At 66.9% G+C, this 16,999-nt stretch carries 15 protein-coding genes; 9 read left to right on the top strand and 6 right to left on the bottom strand.

Translation table 11 applies throughout. The features are described 5' to 3' along the window. Positions 1-58 precede the first annotated feature (58 nt). The 5 genes from adhP (at position 59) to ERC79_RS06170 (ending at position 4,472) form a co-directional block, all read left to right on the top strand. A complete protein-coding gene (gene adhP / locus ERC79_RS06190; RefSeq protein WP_131576661.1) occupies positions 59-1,084 on the top strand; it encodes an alcohol dehydrogenase AdhP in 1,026 nt (341 codons plus the stop codon). After that, positions 1,081-1,611, top strand: a complete 531-nt coding sequence (locus ERC79_RS06185; protein WP_131576659.1) for a DUF779 domain-containing protein — start codon at positions 1,081-1,083, stop codon at positions 1,609-1,611. The genes adhP and ERC79_RS06185 overlap by 4 nt, the downstream gene beginning before the upstream one ends. 113 nt (positions 1,612-1,724) lie before the next feature. After that, the gene (locus ERC79_RS06180; RefSeq protein ID WP_131576657.1) at positions 1,725-3,137 is read left to right on the top strand and encodes an ethanolamine ammonia-lyase subunit EutB; all 1,413 of its coding nucleotides are present in this window, start codon (positions 1,725-1,727) and stop codon (positions 3,135-3,137) included. Then, positions 3,134-3,886 (top strand): ethanolamine ammonia-lyase subunit EutC, encoded by a 753-nt coding sequence (eutC, locus tag ERC79_RS06175; protein ID WP_131576655.1) that lies wholly within the window; start codon positions 3,134-3,136, stop codon positions 3,884-3,886. The genes ERC79_RS06180 and eutC overlap by 4 nt, the downstream gene beginning before the upstream one ends. A 40-nt stretch (positions 3,887-3,926) precedes the next feature. Beyond that, the gene (locus ERC79_RS06170) at positions 3,927-4,472 is read left to right on the top strand and encodes a hypothetical protein (protein ID WP_131576653.1); all 546 of its coding nucleotides are present in this window, start codon (positions 3,927-3,929) and stop codon (positions 4,470-4,472) included. A 27-nt stretch (positions 4,473-4,499) separates the two neighbouring features. On the opposite strand, the gene ERC79_RS06165 is transcribed toward ERC79_RS06170, so the two are convergent. The 6 genes from ERC79_RS06165 to ERC79_RS06140 form a co-directional block, all read right to left on the bottom strand. Then, positions 4,500-5,285 carry a TetR/AcrR family transcriptional regulator gene (locus ERC79_RS06165; protein WP_131576651.1) on the bottom strand — a complete coding sequence of 262 codons (786 nt, stop codon included), beginning with the start codon at positions 5,283-5,285 and terminating at the stop codon, positions 4,500-4,502. A gap of 37 nt (positions 5,286-5,322) precedes the next feature. Then, on the bottom strand, positions 5,323-6,930 hold the full coding sequence (locus tag ERC79_RS06160; protein ID WP_131576649.1) for an FAD-dependent monooxygenase: 1,608 nt from the start codon (positions 6,928-6,930) through the stop codon (positions 5,323-5,325). A 171-nt stretch (positions 6,931-7,101) separates the two neighbouring features. After that, positions 7,102-8,799: an AMP-binding protein gene (locus ERC79_RS06155; protein WP_131576647.1), complete on the bottom strand. Its 1,698-nt coding sequence runs from the start codon at positions 8,797-8,799 to the stop codon at positions 7,102-7,104. Between the two features lie 43 nt (positions 8,800-8,842). Further along, entirely contained in the window at positions 8,843-11,164 is a 2,322-nt protein-coding gene (locus ERC79_RS06150; RefSeq protein WP_131576645.1) for a hydantoinase B/oxoprolinase family protein, read from the bottom strand. A gap of 11 nt (positions 11,165-11,175) precedes the next feature. Continuing rightward, on the bottom strand, positions 11,176-13,278 hold the full coding sequence (locus tag ERC79_RS06145; RefSeq protein ID WP_131576643.1) for a hydantoinase/oxoprolinase family protein: 2,103 nt from the start codon (positions 13,276-13,278) through the stop codon (positions 11,176-11,178). 108 nt (positions 13,279-13,386) lie between these two features. Then, on the bottom strand, positions 13,387-13,815 hold the full coding sequence (locus ERC79_RS06140; protein WP_131576641.1) for a thioesterase family protein: 429 nt from the start codon (positions 13,813-13,815) through the stop codon (positions 13,387-13,389). Between the two features lie 205 nt (positions 13,816-14,020). Between ERC79_RS06140 and ERC79_RS06135 the strand changes: the two genes are divergently transcribed. Genes ERC79_RS06135 through ERC79_RS06120 form a run of 4 tightly spaced genes read left to right on the top strand, consistent with a single transcriptional unit; the run spans position 14,021 to position 16,926 of the window. Continuing rightward, complete coding sequence (locus ERC79_RS06135; protein WP_131576639.1) at positions 14,021-14,779, top strand: maleate cis-trans isomerase; 759 nt, start codon at positions 14,021-14,023, stop codon at positions 14,777-14,779. Between the two features lie 25 nt (positions 14,780-14,804). Further along, entirely contained in the window at positions 14,805-15,452 is a 648-nt protein-coding gene (locus tag ERC79_RS06130) for a VOC family protein (RefSeq protein ID WP_131576637.1), read from the top strand. Next, positions 15,449-15,694 carry a hypothetical protein gene (locus ERC79_RS06125; protein ID WP_131576635.1) on the top strand — a complete coding sequence of 82 codons (246 nt, stop codon included), beginning with the start codon at positions 15,449-15,451 and terminating at the stop codon, positions 15,692-15,694. Before ERC79_RS06130 ends, ERC79_RS06125 begins: the two co-directional genes overlap by 4 nt. Then, positions 15,691-16,926 (top strand): alpha/beta hydrolase, encoded by a 1,236-nt coding sequence (locus tag ERC79_RS06120; RefSeq protein WP_131576633.1) that lies wholly within the window; start codon positions 15,691-15,693, stop codon positions 16,924-16,926. The genes ERC79_RS06125 and ERC79_RS06120 overlap by 4 nt, the downstream gene beginning before the upstream one ends. Positions 16,927-16,999: the final 73 nt, after the last annotated feature.

Here is a 16,999-nt window from a genome sequence, read left to right as displayed (position 1 = left end):
CGGCGCCCGCAGGTGCCCCTCGGCGGGCGCCGCGCTCCCACATCCCCAGGAGGTTTTCATGACCGAGACGATGAAGGCTGCGGTCGTTCGAGAGTTCGGCAAGCCCTTGTCCATCGAGGACGTGCCGATACCGAAGCCCGGTCGCGATCAGGCGCTGGTGAAGGTTCGCTCCAGCGGCGTATGTCACACGGATCTGCATGCCGCCAAAGGTGATTGGCCGGTCAAGCCGACCCCACCCTTCATTCCGGGCCACGAGGGCTACGGCGAGGTCGTGGAGCTGGGTGAGGGTGTCACCGAGATCGCGGTGGGCGATCTCGTCGGCAATGCCTGGCTGTGGTCCGCGTGTCTCGAGTGCCGGTACTGCCGCACCGGCTGGGAGACGCTGTGCGAGAAGCAGATCAACGGCGGCTACTCCGTCGACGGATCGTTCGCGGAGTACATGCTGGTCGATTCGCGTTTCGCGGCTCGGGTCCCCGAGGGTGCCGATCCCATCGAGGTGGCTCCCGTGTTGTGTGCCGGTGTCACCGTCTACAAGGGGCTCAAGGTCAGCAATCTGATTCCGGGCCAATGGGTGACAATCTCCGGCATCGGCGGCCTCGGTCACGTTGCGGTGCAGTATGCCACTGCCATGGGGCTGCGGGTCGCCGCGGTCGATGTCGCCGACTCCAAGCTTGCCCTCGCTGCCCAGTACGGCGCCGAGGTGCTCGTCAACGCGTACGAGGACGATCCGGTCGAGAAGATCCAGAAGGTCACCGGCGGCACCGACGCAGTACTGGTGACTGCCGTCAATCCGGCCGCGTTCGGTCAGGCGATCGGCATGGCCCGCCGCGGCGGCACCATCACGTTCATGGGGTTACCGCCCGGTGACTTCCCGACCCCGATCTTCGATACCGTTCTCAAGGGTCTGACGGTACGAGGTTCGATCGTCGGTACTCGCCAGGACATGGTCGAGGCGCTCGACTTCTACGCGCGTGGCACCATCCACCCCACCGTCCACACCCGCCGTCTCGAGGACATCAACGACATCTTCGACGAACTCGACCGGGGGGCGGTCGACGGCCGCATCGTCCTGGACTTCGCGTGACCGCGGCGCCGCCGCGGGCGGTCGTGACCGCGGCGGCCGCCTCGCTACTACGACACCTGGCCGACGTCCACGGCCCGCTCATGCTGCACCAGTCCGGCGGCTGTTGCGACGGATCGGCGCCCATGTGCTTCCCATTGGGGGAGTTCGTGATCGGCGATCGTGACGTCCTGCTCGGTGTGCTCGACTTGCGTCTCGGCGTCGGGGAAGCCGGCGCCACCGAGCCGCAGGACGACGACGCCGTGCCGCTGTGGATCTCGGGTCCGCAGTTCGACGCGTGGAAGCACACGCAACTGGTGCTCGACGTGGTGCCCGGCCGCGGCGCCGGCTTCAGCCTCGAGGCGCCCGAGGGCTTGCGGCTGCTCAGTCGCGGCAGGGTGTTCGACGCAGACGAACTGACCGCCCTCTCGACCGACACCCCGATGGTGGGCGCGGACTGGGCTCTGGGCGTTCGGCCAGGCCCGTCGCCGCTTCCACTGGTCGTGGCGGAGGCCGCCGACGCGTGTCCGGTGCCCAATCGGCAGTCGTAACTCGACCGTCACGAATCGGTGATCGCGGCGCTCCATACTCGGTGGGTGACGACGCCCCCTCGTGGACAGCACCCCGGCGCTGTGGGCGTTGTCGGTAGCGGTGAGGAACTCGAATGACGCGGTACAGCAAACAGATCTCGGGAACGTCCTACACGTTCGACGGTCTCGTCGACCTCATGGCGAAGGCCACGCCGCTGCGTTCGGGTGACGAGTTGGCCGGGTGTGCCGCCGAATCCGACGCGGAACGGGCCGCAGCTCAGTGGGTACTGGCGGATCTGCCGCTCGGCACGTTCCTCGACGATCTGGTGGTGCCCTACGAGGACGACGAGGTCTCCCGCCTCATCGTCGACTCCCACGACCGCGTGGCGTTCGGAGCCGTCTCCCACCTCACGGTCGGGGGCCTGCGTGACTGGCTGCTGGAGACCGCCGCGGGTCCCGATGCGGCTGCGGCTCTAGCTGCCGTCTCGCGGGGCCTGACGCCGGAGATGGTGGCCGCGGTCAGCAAGATCATGCGTAATCAGGACCTGATCGCCGTCGCGCGGGCGATCACTGTGACGTCCGCGTTCCGGACCACGATCGGGCATCCGGGCACACTTGCGACACGCCTGCAGCCCAACCATCCGACCGACGATCCGCGCGGGATCGCGGCCGCGACGCTGGACGGTCTGCTCATGGGCTGCGGCGACGCGGTGATCGGTATCAATCCGGCGACGGACTCCCCGCAGGCGACGTCCGAACTGGTGCACCTGCTCGATGACATCCGGCAGCGCTTCGACATCCCGGTGCAGTCCTGCGTGCTCTCGCACGTCACCACCACGCTCGACCTCGTGTATGCCGGTGCGCCCGTCGACCTCGTCTTCCAGTCGGTCGCGGGAACTGAGGGCGCCAATTCCGGTTTCGGGGTGGACATCTCGCTGCTGCGGGAGGCCAACGAGGCGGGACGGTCCCTGCGCCGCGGCACGGTCGGGAACAACCTCATGTATCTCGAGACGGGGCAGGGTTCGGCGCTGTCGGCTGGCGCGCACCTCGGAGCCGGTGGCCGTCCGGTCGACCAGCAGACGCTCGAGGCGCGGGCGTACGCGGTGGCCCGGGACCTCGAACCACTGCTGGTGAACACCGTCGTCGGCTTCATCGGACCCGAGTACCTGTACGACGGCAAGCAGATCATCCGGGCCGGGCTCGAGGATCACTTCTGCGGCAAGCTGCTGGGCCTGCCGATGGGCGTCGATGTCTGCTACACCAACCATGCCGAGGCCGACCAGGACGATATGGACGGCCTGCTCACCCTGCTCGGTGTGGCCGGGACCGCCTTCGTCATCACCGTCCCCGGTGCGGACGACGTCATGCTCGGCTATCAGAGCCTGTCGTTCCACGACGCGCTGTACGTCCGCCGCGTGCTGGGGCTGCGGCCGACACCCGAGTTCGAGGAGTGGTTGCGGGGGCTCGGAATGGCCGATGCGGACGGGCGGATCCTGCCCGTCGATGTCGAATCGTCGCCGCTGCGGGAACTGGTGGTGGGGCGATGAGCGGCGTGTGGGAAGACCTGCGGCGTAGCACTCAGGCCCGGATCGGGCTCGGCCGCGCGGGTGACGCGCTGCCCACCGACCGAGTTCTCGAGCTGCGGGCCGCGCACGCCGCGGCGCGGGACGCGGTGCACGATCCGCTCGACGCCGAGGCGTTCGCGGCCCGGGTGGCCGCTGTGGGACTCGGCGAGCCGGTCCTCGTGCGGAGCCGGGCGCGCAACCGTGGTGAGTACCTGCGTCGCCCCGATCTGGGGCGGGTTCCGGAGACCCTCGAGCCGGTGAGCCGGACCGACGCGGACGTCGGGTTCGTCCTCGCCGACGGCCTGTCGCCACGCGCTCTCACCAGGCACGGCGTCCCGCTCCTGGCTGCGCTCGCGGAGGCGCTCTCGGGGCGCTACCGCATCGCGCCGCCGGTGATCGCCACCGATGCCCGCGTCGCGCTCGGCGACCACGTCGGGGATGCGCTCGGGGTGGGCATCCTGCTCGTCGTGATCGGCGAACGCCCCGGTCTCTCCGTTGCCGACAGCCTGGGGATCTACCTCACGCACCTGCCTCGGCCCGGCCGCGCGGACGCCGACCGGAACTGTGTGTCGAACATCCATCCGCCCGACGGCCTCGGCTACCGGGACGCCGCGCGGGTGGTGTCGGCGCTGGTCGACGGCGCCCGCCGACTCGGTCGCTCGGGTGTCGTACTCAAGGACACCTCTCGCTCGGTCCCGCAGGCGTTCCCGGCGACGATCCTCGAGCTGTAGGTTTCCTGTCGGACCTATCGGCACACACGAGGAGAACACGATGGCCTTCGCGGGCAACGTCGACGAACTGGCACTGCTGCAGACGATCCGACTGAAGGAGCGGGTGACGGTCGATGTTCTCGCCGCGCAGCTCGGTGTGGCCACCGCGTCCGCGGAGGCAGCGCGCGATGCGCTGCTGGCGCAGGGCAAGGCCGAGGCGGCAGGTGACGGCGCATTCGCACTCACTGCCGAGGGCATCGCCGAGCTCGGCGACCAGCTCGACGCCGAGCGGGTGTCGATCGACGAGGACTCGATCGCAGAGATCCACGAGCGCTTCGTCGAGCTGGACGGCCCGCTGCGTGAACTTCTGGCCGGCGCGGTCGATCTGGACGCGCTCGCCGCCCTCGACAAGAAGGCGCAGGATGTATTCGACGACGTCTCCGCGTTCGTGCCGCGCCTGTCGCGGTACCAGGATCTGTTCGCCGAGGCCCTGCAGAAGTCGAAGGCCGGAGACGTCGAGTGGATCGCCGCGCCCGGGATCGCGTCCTACGCCACGGTGTGGGACGAGATCACGCGGGAGCTGCGTGGCGCATGCGGGCTCGACTAGGAGACCGCATGCGCCGAGAACGTCGTTTCAGTCCGACGTCCGAGATTCGTCGAGGAGCCGCTCCAGATAGTTGAGGTCCTGACGAAGCAGGGCGATGGCGCGGGCGGGGCCTTCGGGTGTTTCGGGATGTGGATTCTCTTGAACCAGCGACCGTAATGCCATGTCCGCGAGTTGGGTTGCGACTGCCCGGTCGTTCTCGAGGTCGCCAGGCTGGTGCCACCAGGCGATCCAGTTGATCATGCCGATGACTCCGAGTGCCGCGGTGCGGGGGTCCACGGGGCGCATCTCGCCGACTCGGATTCCCTCCTCGATGACGCGGATGAATTCCTTGAGAACGTGTCGGCGGCTCTGCTGATACGTGGACGCGATGTCGTCCGGAAGTTCGGCTTCGGATCGGATGATCAGCCGGAATCTGTCCGGTCCTTGCGCCTGGTGCAGGGCGATGGCGGTCGCCATCTGTCGCAGTTTCTCGGTTGGGCCGAGCTCCGCGCGCTCGTTGATTTCGTGCAGGAGAGTCGCGGGTGTCTCGGTACTTTCACTCACGAGGCGGGAGAGGAGTTCGTCCTTGTTCGCCACGTAGTGGTACAGGGCCGGCCGGGTCAGGCCGGTCGCATCGGCGATGTCCTGCAGTGTCGTGCTCGCGAAGCCCTTCTCCGCGAACAGCCGAGTGGCCTGCTCCATCATTTGCTTTTCCACGAGCTCACGACGGGGGTTGCTGCGGCTCACGGTGCCCTCGGCCGTGGCCTGGCTGGTCGTGGTCGACTTACGTTGTCCCCGGGGACGGCTTCTGGCCGCGGCTTCCTCGCGTGTCATGCCCGAAGGATAACGGGAGCGGGAGACGGGCCCGCGCTCATGCCGATGCCCCTGATGCCGAGAACGCTGGATCGGTCGGTGTGGATGCGGGCTCGCTGAAGAAGGCGAGGTCGATGCGTGCGCTGGCCAGGCCGTCGGCGATGTCGTCACGGTATGAGGCGGGGGCTTCGACCACCACCAGCGTGCCGGCTCGGTGCCGGCGACGTTCGGCGAGATCGAGCCGGAGTCGTTCGGCGAGATCGAGCCGGGTGAGGACAGCTGCCCGACTGGAGGGGCCGGTCAGCCAGAGGACGCGTGCATCGGGTGCATTCTCGACGATGTCGTTGGCTTCGGATCCCCATGCGGAGTCGACATCGATGTCGAGTATCGACGTAGTGTCGGCCTCACGCAGGTCCGCAGTCGCTACGCGCTGCTCGAATCGGCCGTGGTCATGGTCGAGGGGCTGCGCGAGGATCCAGTCCGCGATAGCGGTGGTGGGGACCGAGTCGGCCGGTACGTTGGCGTAGCCGGCGAGCCCCTTTCGGACCAGGTCGGGGGCCGAGTCGTGGAAACGGCTGACGCTGACCTTCCCGGCTCGGGTCATGTAAGCGATCATCAGCTGTTCGAGGGGCAGGTTCATCCGCTGCGGGAACGACTCCCACCAGAGCTCACTGCGGTGCGCGATCTCCTGGAGGTATTCGACGGCGGGGCGCCGCACCCGCTCGTACTCGGTGAGCGCCTCCTCGATGGTCGATGCGGTGGTGAGTGCGCGGTCGAGGACGATGGCGTCCTCCATGGCCAATTTGGTGCCTGAGCCGATGGAGTAGTGAGCGGTGTGGGTGGCGTCGCCGAGCAGGACGATGTTGCCGCTGTGCCAGTGCTCGCACGAAATGGTGCGAAAGTGCGTCCACCGGGTGCGATTTCCGATCAGCCGGTGGTGTTGGAGGGTCTCGGCAAACGCGTTCTGCAGGTACTCGAGAGCGAACTCGTCGCTGTCGGTGGGGGCGGTCCGGTCGGTGGAGACGTCGAATCCTGCTCGCCGCCAAGTTTCCTCGTCGGTTTCGATGAGGAAGGTGCTGCGGTCGGCGGCATACGGGTAGGCGTGCGCGACGAAGGTGCCGTGCTCGGTGGTGACTGGGATGAAGATGGCCCTGGGGAGCGCGAAGTCGGTTCCGCACCACAGGTAGAGGCCGGCGCCGGTATCGATGCGGGGCCCGAATGCGTCGGACATCTGCGTACGGGTGGCGCTGTTGATGCCGTCGGCGGCGATGATCAGGTCCGCATCGAGCTCTGCCGCTTCACGACGTTCGCCGAAATGTATTTGCACCCCGGCATTTTGGGCCTGTTGCTGGAGGACGGCGAGCAGGGTTGTGCGTGCGATAGCGAGGAGATCGCCGTGCGCGAGACGGGCGCTCTGGTCGCCGACCTGCATCGACATTTCGTGGGCGTGCGCGGCCGCCACGATGGCTTCGAGCGATGCCGGGTCGGCTTCCCGCAGGTTTCGTTGAGTGCGAGACGCCAGGCCGACTCCGAAACCGAACGTCTGATCCGGGGGGCTCTGTTCGTAGACGGTCACCTCGGCGTTCGGATGGCTGCGTTTGATCAGCCTTGCGGCGTAGAGGCCGCCTGGTCCGCCGCCCAGTACTGCTACTCGCTCGAGATTCATGACGAACTCCACTCTCTGTGACGTATACGTAGATTATTCTACGCATACGTCGAAAGGTCAACTCGGTTGTCTCCGTGAGGGGGACGGAAGATCGGCTGCTGCGTTCAAGGACTTCGGGGCATGCCGGTCAGGCATGCCCCGAAGGTATTGAGGTGCGGTAGAACTACCGATCTATGCGTCCACGCGGCGTGAGTCGGCCTCGTTGGCCACCTTCGCCGCGATCTCGGCGCGCAGTCGTTTCTTGTCGATCTTGTTCACGTTCGTGTGTGGCAAGGTCGTCACCCACTCGAGCCGTTCGGGCCACTTGAACTTGGCGACTCCGAGCCGCGACAAGTGCTCCTGAATGTCGCGCATGGGCACAGCTTCTCCGTTGATCGACACCACGTATGCGCAAGTCTTCTCTCCGAGCCGGGGGTCGGGCATGGCGACCACCGCCGCGTTCGCGATATCGGGATGCTCGAGCAGAAGCAGCTCGACCTCCTCGGCGTTGATCTTCTCGCCACCCCGGTTGATGAGATCCTTGATCCGACCCTCGATCGACAGATAACGTGCGCCGTCGATCACCGTCATCGCGCCGAGGTCCCCGGTGCGGTAGAAGCCGTCGGAGGTGAAGGCGTCCCGGTTGTGGTCCGGGGCGTCGAAATAGCCGGGGAGCGTGTACGGGCCTCGGCAGCACAGTTCTCCGACCTCCCCGTCGCCGAGCTCGTTCTCGGTGCCGGGTTCGAGGATGCGTATCTCGTCATCGGCCGAGATGGCGGTACCCACAGTTGTCATTCGGGCTTGTGCGGGGGCGTCGAGTGGGGTCACCGTGAACAATCCCTCGGCCATGCCGAACAACTGACCGGCCCAGCGTCCGGTTCCGTCGTCGACGCGCTCGAACAGCTCGTGCGGAACCTTGGCGCCGGAGAGGATGACGCGTTTGAGCCAGGGTTCAGCCTGGTCGAAGTCCGGAGTCAGCACTGCCTGGTAGTGGCCGTGCCCGATGAGAACCTCGGTCGCCTTCGTCCGCGCCATGAGCTGGAAGGCGGTGGGGGCATCAGCGGTGGCCAGGACCAGGCAGGCGCCGACCGAGTGCGCGGCGTGGAGCCCGCACGAGATGCCGGCGTTGTGGATGATCGGGATCAGATGGGCGACGCGACTGTTCTCGTCCCATCCGAGCCGTTGTGCATACAGCAGCGCATTGTTCCAGTATTCGGCGTGGATGCGCGGGATGACCTTGGGAACTCCGGTGGTGCCACCGGAGAGCTGGAACGCAGCCACGTCGCAGGCATCGGTGTGTGCCGCGATCTGCTCGACGATGTCATGCGCGGTGTGGGGATCGATCTCGAGCCCGAGATCTTCGAGTCGAGTCACGTCGGCCCGGTCGTTGCTGTCCGCATCGCCGACGCTGATGATGTGCCGCACGGTGGGGTGTCCGTCGGCGTGTTCGCGGGCGAACTCGACGAGATCGAAGGTGGGCAGATTCGCCTCGACGAGGTGCGCGACGGCGCCTACCTTGCGACTGATGTGCCCGATCTCGTGCATGCGGTGCGCGGCCAGTGTCGCCACCGGGACCAGCCCGGCCTTGATGCAGCCGTACCACGCGAGGACTGTCTCCAGGCGGTTGGTGAGCTGGAAGATGACGGGATCGAGTCGCTGGAGCCCGAGTCGGATCAGCCCGGCCGCGATCTGGTCCGTGCGGCGATCGAGTTCTGCGAAGCTCATCTGCCCTCGGGCGGTGATCACCGCCGGTCGGTCCGGGAACCGGGTGGCGATCTGGTGTAGCCGCCGCCCGGTGGGATCGGCGCTCCACTCACCGCTGTCGCGGTAGCGGTCAGCACGATCCTCGGGGAACGGAACGAGGCGTCCACCCCAGTCCGAGAATGTCACCGTTGTTCTCCTTTATCAGTAACGATCATGGTTGTCTGGAACATCACCGCTGCGCCACTGCGGGCAGAAGCCGCGCCAGGTCGAGGGCATGGTCGGGGTGATCAGCCGGCACGATGCCCGAGTAGATGGCGGTCCAGCAGCCGGGGCAGCACAGCTGCCGGAAGACCACCGGGGCGTCGACGTACTCGGCGGGGTCGGATGTGACCTGTGGGCCGGCGGTCGACGACGGGCCCTCGAATCGGGCGAGCTCGAGGGTGGTGTTGTTCTTGTCGTCGCCCAGGAGACGTCCGCACTGCGCGCAGCCGATCGCGCGGGTGTCGCCGATCGTGACCTCGACCAGGTTGTCGTCGAGTCGACGAGCACCGGCCAACTCGAGTGTGGGGGCATCGGAGGGTGTGCTACCGGAGCGCTCGCGTCGCTCGGTGCGCATCTCCTCGCGCCGGCGTGCGGTCCGTCCCGCGTCGACGTCGCCATCGACGAGGACGACGCCGTACACGGTCTCGGCACCGTTTTCGGTGACCTTGCCTTCGCGGAAGTCGGCCGCCACCGCGGACGGGTCCCGCAGCAGCGGATCACCGTAGCCGCCGCCGCCCTGCCAGTGCATGTACAGCACCTCACCGGGTGCGACATAGCTCTCGGCGTAGCAGGCTCCGAGTTCACGACCGCCGGCGAGGTCGTCGAGCGAGCCGGGAATGCGGCCCGCCGCGAACTGTTCGATGAGGTCGGTGCCGCGGGCGAGGACCTCCACACCCGTGTTGCCCGGGTATCCGCCGGCGAGACCGTTGTTCTGGGCGACGGCCTTGCCGGCCGATGCCAGCACCAAGCCCATTGGCAGGCTGGTGCCGTAGGGCGTGATGGCGAGCGAGGCACTGACACCACCACGCTGGCGACCGGGTCCGCCGGAGTCGGGTTCCTCGCGGCGCCACAACGTGAGCAGTGGGTACAGGAACTCGGTCATCTCGGTGTCGGGGATGCGGCCCATCGGGACACAGAAGAGGCCGCCGGTGTCCATGCCGTCGGCGGCGGGACGCGCCCCGTAGCCACCGGCCATCGGCTCCATCATGATGTTGAGGAACGGCACCGATTGTTCGGGACGTTCATCGACTCCGGCGATCACGGCGGTGTCCCATGTGCCGCAGCAGGCCGCCTGCACGCTGCCGAGATCGACGGAGCGGTCGAGCATCTGGGACAGGCATTCGGCAATCAGGGTTCCGGTGAGCCAGGCCGGTCCGATCGGGCCACGGCTCACCGCCGCAGGGAACGTCGCGTTGTTGATGGTGCCCTCTTCTGCGACCAGGTCGAAGCAGCGCATCAGCCCGCCCGCGGACCAGGGGATGTCGCCAGCGAGGATCGGCAGCAGGGCGAGCATGACACCGCCTCGCATGCCCGCGTAGGTGCAGTTGATGACGCCGGTCTGCGGGTCGGTGCCGGTGAAGTCGAATGTGAGGTGATTGTCGGACTTGGTCATCGCCACGGTGATCTTGTGGATTCCGCGGTCGCCGATCTGCGACTGGTCCTGGTAGCCGGTGGCCTTCCAGGTCCCGTCCGGCAGTGCTGCGAGCTTGCCGCGCAGGCGCCCTTCAGCGTCGGCCATCATCCGCTTCATCACGGCCTTCACGGTGTCCGCGCCGTACTGTTCGATCACCGCTAGAAGCCGATTCCGGCCGACGGTGTTTGCGCCGATCTTTGCGCGCAGGTCCAGTCCGACGAGCATCGGCACCCGCGAGCGCCGCACCCAGGCGTCGGAGACGTCTCGCTGCAGCTCGTAGTCGCGGACCACCTTGATCGGTGGGGTGGGCAGCGACTCGGAGAACACGTCCTGGGCCGAGGGGTCGAACGAGCCGAGTCCGGATCCGCCCAGATCGGGTTCATGGCAGATGGCGCTGGTCCAGGCGAACAGCTTGCCCTCGTGGAAGACCGGCTGATAAACCATCACGTCGCTCTGGTGCAGACCACCACCCACCCACGGGTCGTTGCACAAGAACATGTCGCCCTCGGTGATGCCGGGGCTCGTCGAGCGGTGCTGCAGCGTCCAGTAGATGGCCAGATCGACGGCACCGACGAGCATGGTGTTGTACAGGCCGACCTGAACTTCCTGGCCGATTTCGTCACTGATGGCGAAGTCGAAGTCGTTGGCATCGGTGACGATGGGAGAGCCGGACATCCGCTTGAGAGCTTCGCCCATCTCGTCGGTGACGGACCACAGCCGGTGCCGGATGACCTCGTAGGTCAACGGGTCGAGGCTGTCGATCTGCTCTTGCGTGACGGTGTGGACTTCCAGCGTCGGGGGAAGTGATCGCGAGAGTGCGTCCGGGTCGACGGGTCGGCTCGAGAAGACTTCGGAGCCGGGAATCTGTGCGGTCATGGCTGGTGCTCCTAGTGGGCGACGATGTTGAGGTTGCCGAGGCGGTCGACGGTGCCGGTGGTGCCGTGGGGGACGACGACGGTGGTCGTGGGGACCTCGACGATCGCCGGGCCCGGCAGGACATGTCCGGCGAGCAGCTTGCTGTAGTCGTAGACATCGGTGTCGACGTAGCCGAGCTTGCCGTCGAGGCAGACCTTGCGGGTGCCGACCCGCGCGGCGGAGGCATCGGCCGAGTCCGCGGACTTCAGGTCCGGCAGCGTGGGGGAGAACGGCAGGATGCCGGTGGCCCGCACCCGGTAGGTGATCGCCTGGATTCCGGCCTCCCGGAATCCACTGTCCTCGCCGTAGAGTTCGGCGTAGCGCTGCTCGAACAGGTCCGAGGCCCGCGCGATTCCCGCTGCATCGAGGTTCCCGGCCGGGATCGGGGTGGCGACCTCGGCGAGCTGCATGGTGTAGCGCATGTCGATCTCGCGCTCGATCTCGACGCCGGTGAACGTCAAACCCTGCCGGTTCAGCTGCTCGAGTACCTGGGTTTCCAGCTGGGCGAAGTTCCGCTCGGCGCGGGTGGGGTCGAGAGGCATAGCAGCCGGATCGGACAGTTCCGCGGCGAGAACGATGTTGGACGAGGCAAGGCCGTACGCCGAGAACGCGGAGGCAACCTGGCCGAGCGGGACGATGACGTCACGGACGCCGACTTCGGCGGCGTACGCCGCGCAGTGGGCGGGGCCGGACCCGCCGAAGGCGTACAGGACGAAGTCGCGCGGGTCGTGTCCGGCCTCGACGACGGTCTTGCGCAACAGGTCACCGGTCTGGGCATTCTGGACCGCATAGATGGCTGCTGCCGCCTCCTCGATCGACAGGCCCAGGGGTTCGGCGATTCGGGTGCGGATCGCCTCCCGCGCGAGGTTCTTGTCGAGCCGCTTGCGACCGCCGAGCAGGCCCCGCTCGGGCAGAATCCCGAGCACCAGATTGGCGTCGGCATTGGTGGGCTCGGTGCCGCCCTGGCCGTAGCAGGCGGGCCCGGGGACGGCCTGGGCGCTGTGGGGGCCGATTTGCAGGTTGCCGCCGGCGTCGATCCAGGCGATGGCGCCGCCACCGGAGCCGATGGCATGGACCTCGAGGGTGGGCACGTTGATCGGATGGTGATTGATGATCGTGCTGGAGGAGCGGACGGGTTCCCCGTCGACGACGAGTCCGACGAGGAAGGTGGTCCCGCCCGCATCGGTGGCGATGATGTTGCGATGGTCGAGTTGTCTACCGAGGGAGACCGCCCCGACCACGCCGCCGGTCAGCACCGAACCGACCGTGCTGATCGCGTTCTTGGGCGCCTCCGCGGCTGCGACGGCGCCGCCGTTGCTCTGCATCACCAGCAGCGGTCCGGCGAGTTTTCGCTCGCGCAGCTTCGATTCCAGTTCGCCGAGGTAGTCCCGGAGCCCGGGGCCGATCTGGGTGCTCATGATGGTGGTCGCGTTGCGGGCGAACTCGCGGATACGGGGGCTCACCTCGCTCGACAGCGAGACGAACATCGTCGGGTCGATCTCGTGGACGAGCTCGCGAATGCGCTGTTCGTGCGTGGGATTGCGGAACGACCACAACAGCGAGACCGCGATCCCTGATACGTTCTCGGCGAGGAGCGCGCGGATGGACTCGCGGGCAGACTCCTCGTCGAGGGCGACGACGACATTGCCGTCACGGTCTAGTCGTTCGGTCACCTCGAGTGCGTGCTTTTTCGGGACGAGGCCGCGAGACTTGCTCTGCCCCATGACATTCTGGAGTTGCTCGGGTGAACTTCCCAGGTATCGGCCCTCGACGTTCATGATGTAGATCGAGTCGCGGTGGCCCTTGGTGGTCAGGAAGCCGACCGGGGGCACATTGCCCATGACGAGGGCATTGAGTGACGACGTGGTGCCGTGTGCGATGTGGTGCGTGTTTGCCAGCATCTCCTCGATGGGGCAGCCCAGTTGTTCGGCGAGCACCTCGAGAACGTCGATGACGCCGCGCGAGTAGTCGGGCGGGGTCGAGGGAGCCTTGGCGGCGAGAACAGTGCCGGCATTGTCATCCAACACCGCGTCGGTGAACGTGCCACCGACGTCCACTCCGATTACATATGCCATTGCCGCTGTGCTCCTTCGTCGGGGGGATGCGACGAGGTGTGAGGTCATCCTCGAACACCTCCTTACGTCAATGTCGAGTATTCGACGTGATTGACGGCATGTCAAGTGTCACATGTGAGGATCGACACGGGCAAGGTGCGTGCTTCGGTCGACCGATTGAGGTAATTGAGGGGTGATCTTCGCGCGAATCGCGTCCGGGACCGGCTGTGGACTGCCGGTGTCGTCGACGAAAACGGCGATTGTGCGGCCGGAGAAGCAGGGCTCGCCGCGAATGTGCGCAGACCAGAGGTAGACCACCGAGGTGGTGCCGACCTGCGCGATGCGTAGGTCGAGCGTGAAGCGGTCCCCGAATCGAAGGGGGTGGTGGAAGTCGACCTCGATCCGTCGTCGCGGAAAGCGATCGGGCGCCAAATGCAGCGTTCTGAGCAGGGCGTGCTCCACCTGTTCGGCCCAAATTGCGGCCATCGAGTGATGGGCTGCACCGCCGCCGTCCACGTCCACCCATTCCACCCGGATGTGCTCGCTCATGTGGGTCATCGGATCGTCCTTCCTCGTGCGCTCGAATGCTGTCGGCCAACGGTGGGTGCACGGTGCCCCGGTATCGAAAATCGCGACCGGGTGTCCGATTGGGCTTGACGAATCATCATATGCGTCGAATACTCGTCGTGAACGTAAATATACTTCAGTCGGGGCGGCTCCCTCTCGGTCACCGCCCGGGCATCCAGATCAGAAGGGCAACCTCATGGGCATTCACCGCATCGGGCTCGTCGTGCCGAGTTCGAATGTGACGGTCGAGACGGAAATGCCGGCCCTGCTCAGCCGGCATCCGGACGCTCGGTTCTCGTTCCACTCGAGCCGGATGCGGATGCAGGCCGTGTCGCCGGAACAGTTGCGGGCGATGAACGCTCAACGCGAGCGGTGCATCCTCGAACTCGGTGACGCGGGTGTAGACGGCATCCTCTATGCGTGCCTGGTCGCCCTGATGTCCGTGGGTCCCGGGGAACACCAGCGCGTGGAGGGCCTGGTTGCCGAACAGCTGGCGACCGGAGGTTCCGACGCGGTGGTCCGCTCCAGCGCGGGCGCCCTCGTCGAAGCACTCCACGCGATCGACGCGAAGCGGATTGTCCTGGTCACCCCCTACATGCGTCCGCTCGCCGAGCAGGTCGTCGCCTACATCGAGGCCGAAGGTATCCAGGTTGCGGACTGGCGCGCCCTCGAGGTCGCCGACAACGCCGAGGTCGGCTGCATCCCCGGTGACCGGGTCATGGAGGCGGCACGATCGCTCGACCGTGCCGGAGCCGATGCCATGGTCATCTCCGCCTGCGTGCAGATGCCCTCGCTCGACCTCGTCCAGGCGGCCGAGGACGAGTTCGGACTGCCCGTGCTCTCGGCCGCTACCGCCGGCGCCTACAGCCTGCTGCGCGGACTCGACCTCGCCGTCAACCTTCCCGGTGCCGGAAGCCTGCTGCGCGCCGACGCGCCAGCCGCTGCCCGCCAGTAGCCCGAACCCCTTGGGAGAGTTCATCATGTCCGAACTGCACCACATTGCCAAAGGCGTCGACCACGTCGCCTATCCGACCTTCGATCCCGCCGGTACCGTCAAGTTCTATCGTGACGTGCTCGGCTTCCCGGTGGTGCATTCGATCTGCGCCGCCGGGTGGGGCCCGGAGAAGCACCCGGACTTCATCCACTTCTTCTTCGACATCGGAAACGACGACCGGCTCGCGTTCTTCTACTATTTCGGACTCGAACCGTTCGAGGGTGGGCCGCAGGGCGATTCGTACTCCCGCTTCGCCGAGGACGTGCCGATCTTCTTCATCCGTTCGCGTCACCTTGCCATCCACGTCGACAGCGAAGAAGACCTGTTGGAGTATCGGCGTCGCCTCGATGACAGCGAGTGGCCGGTCGAGATGCAGATCCAGCACGAGACGATCGAGTCGATCTACACCCATGACCCGAACGGCTACATGATCGAGATCACCCGCGCCCTCCGTCCGGTGACCCTGCAGGAGGATCTCGATGCCAACATCACCATCGATGCCCTCGTCGACATCGTGTCCGGCCCCGAACCGAGCATGGCCGCACTACTCGCCCGTAAGGCCGAACTGATCATCGAGCGAGCCGAGGACTGGCAGCAGAAGCAGGACGAGAAAGAGACGGTGAGCAACCGATGACCACGATGTTCGTCCTCGATGTTCCGGAGAACGCTCCGATCGCCGCAGTCGCGGGACAAGACCCGGCGGTGACGATCGATCGTGTCGGACCCTACTTCCGAATTGTCTCCGACGCGCCGATCGTGATCGACCGACGGGCGACCGAAGCCCGCCACGCGGTGTGGTACAGCAGCGTCGCCGGACTGCACCTGTCCCGAATTACCCAGTGGGACAAGGACGCCATGCGAATCGAGCCGCGGTGACCGAGCAGCATCAGCGGCTCGGCGCCGGCCGCTACATCGATGCCGCCCAGGCGCCCGATAGCACCGTGATCTCCATGCACGAGCTCAGCACGGCGGACGGCGCGAAGGTCAGCGGTGTCCTGCGGGTCGTGCCCGGAGCCCGCACCGTGGTCACGTTGATGCACCCCCGGCAGGACCTCACTCATCACGTGCTCGTGCCAGAGTTGCTCGCGCGGGGATTCGCGGTGTGGACGCAGGGCACCCGCTCGGTCAACAACGACATCGCCTTGGTGCACGAGCAGGCTCTCCTCGATGCCGCGGCGGGACAGGTATTCCTGCGGGAGAAGGGCTTCGAGCACGTCGTCACCCTCGGGCACTCCGGTGGCGGCACCCTGTTCGCGTTCTACCACCAGCAGGCCGGACTACCGGCGGGGGAGCGGCTGGCCCGCACCCCCGCCGGCCGGCCCATCGACCTGGCAGGCGCGCAGATGCCGCTGCCCGATGCGGCAGTGTTCATGGCCCCACATCCCGGCCAGGGGGCGTTGTTGCTGCGGTTGATCGACCCGTCGGTCACTGACGAGACCGACCCGTTGTCCGTTGATCCGGGGTTGAACCCGTTCGATCCCGCCAACGGATTCGCCGAACCGCCGCACAGCTCCTCGTACGCACCCGAGTTCGTCACTCGGTACCGGGCGGCGCAGCGTGAGCGCATTGCCCGCCTCGATGCGATTGCCCGCGAACGAGTCGCTGAAGCTGCCGAGGCGCGCCGCCGCTACAAGAGCACTTCCGACCCGGCGGATCACCGTGCCTCGCTCGCACCCCGCGTGTTGACCGTGTACCGCACCGACGCGGACCTGCGGTTCACCGACCTGTCCCTGAGCCCGAACGAGCGCCCCTACGGATCACTGTTGGGTCGTAGACCCGACCTCACCAATTACGGACTCGTCGGCTTCGGACGCTTCGCCACCCCGGACGCCTGGCTGTCCACCTGGTCTGGACTGAGCAGCAACGCCGACTTCCTTCGCTGTGCCCCTGCTCTCACCGCACCGTCCCTGTTCGTCGAACTCACCGGCGACCAGGCCTGCTTCCCCGAGGACGCCACAACCATGGTCGATGCCCTCGGATCAGTGGACAAAACCCACGTCCGCGTCGCCGGCACCCACTTCGGCGGCCCGATCCACGACGGCGCCCCCACCGGCGCCAGCCTGGCCGCCGCCGACATCGGTGCCTGGCTGGCGACTCGGTTCGCCTAGACATTCCCCAGTCCCCCGTGGCCCCGCCTGGCCCGCATCCTGCGGACCAGGCGGGGCCACTCCTCTCCGAGCG

This window comes from Rhodococcus sp. ABRD24 (assembly GCF_004328705.1).
GTDB lineage: Bacteria > Actinomycetota > Actinomycetes > Mycobacteriales > Mycobacteriaceae > Prescottella.
This window is presented reverse-complemented; position numbering and strand designations above follow the sequence as displayed.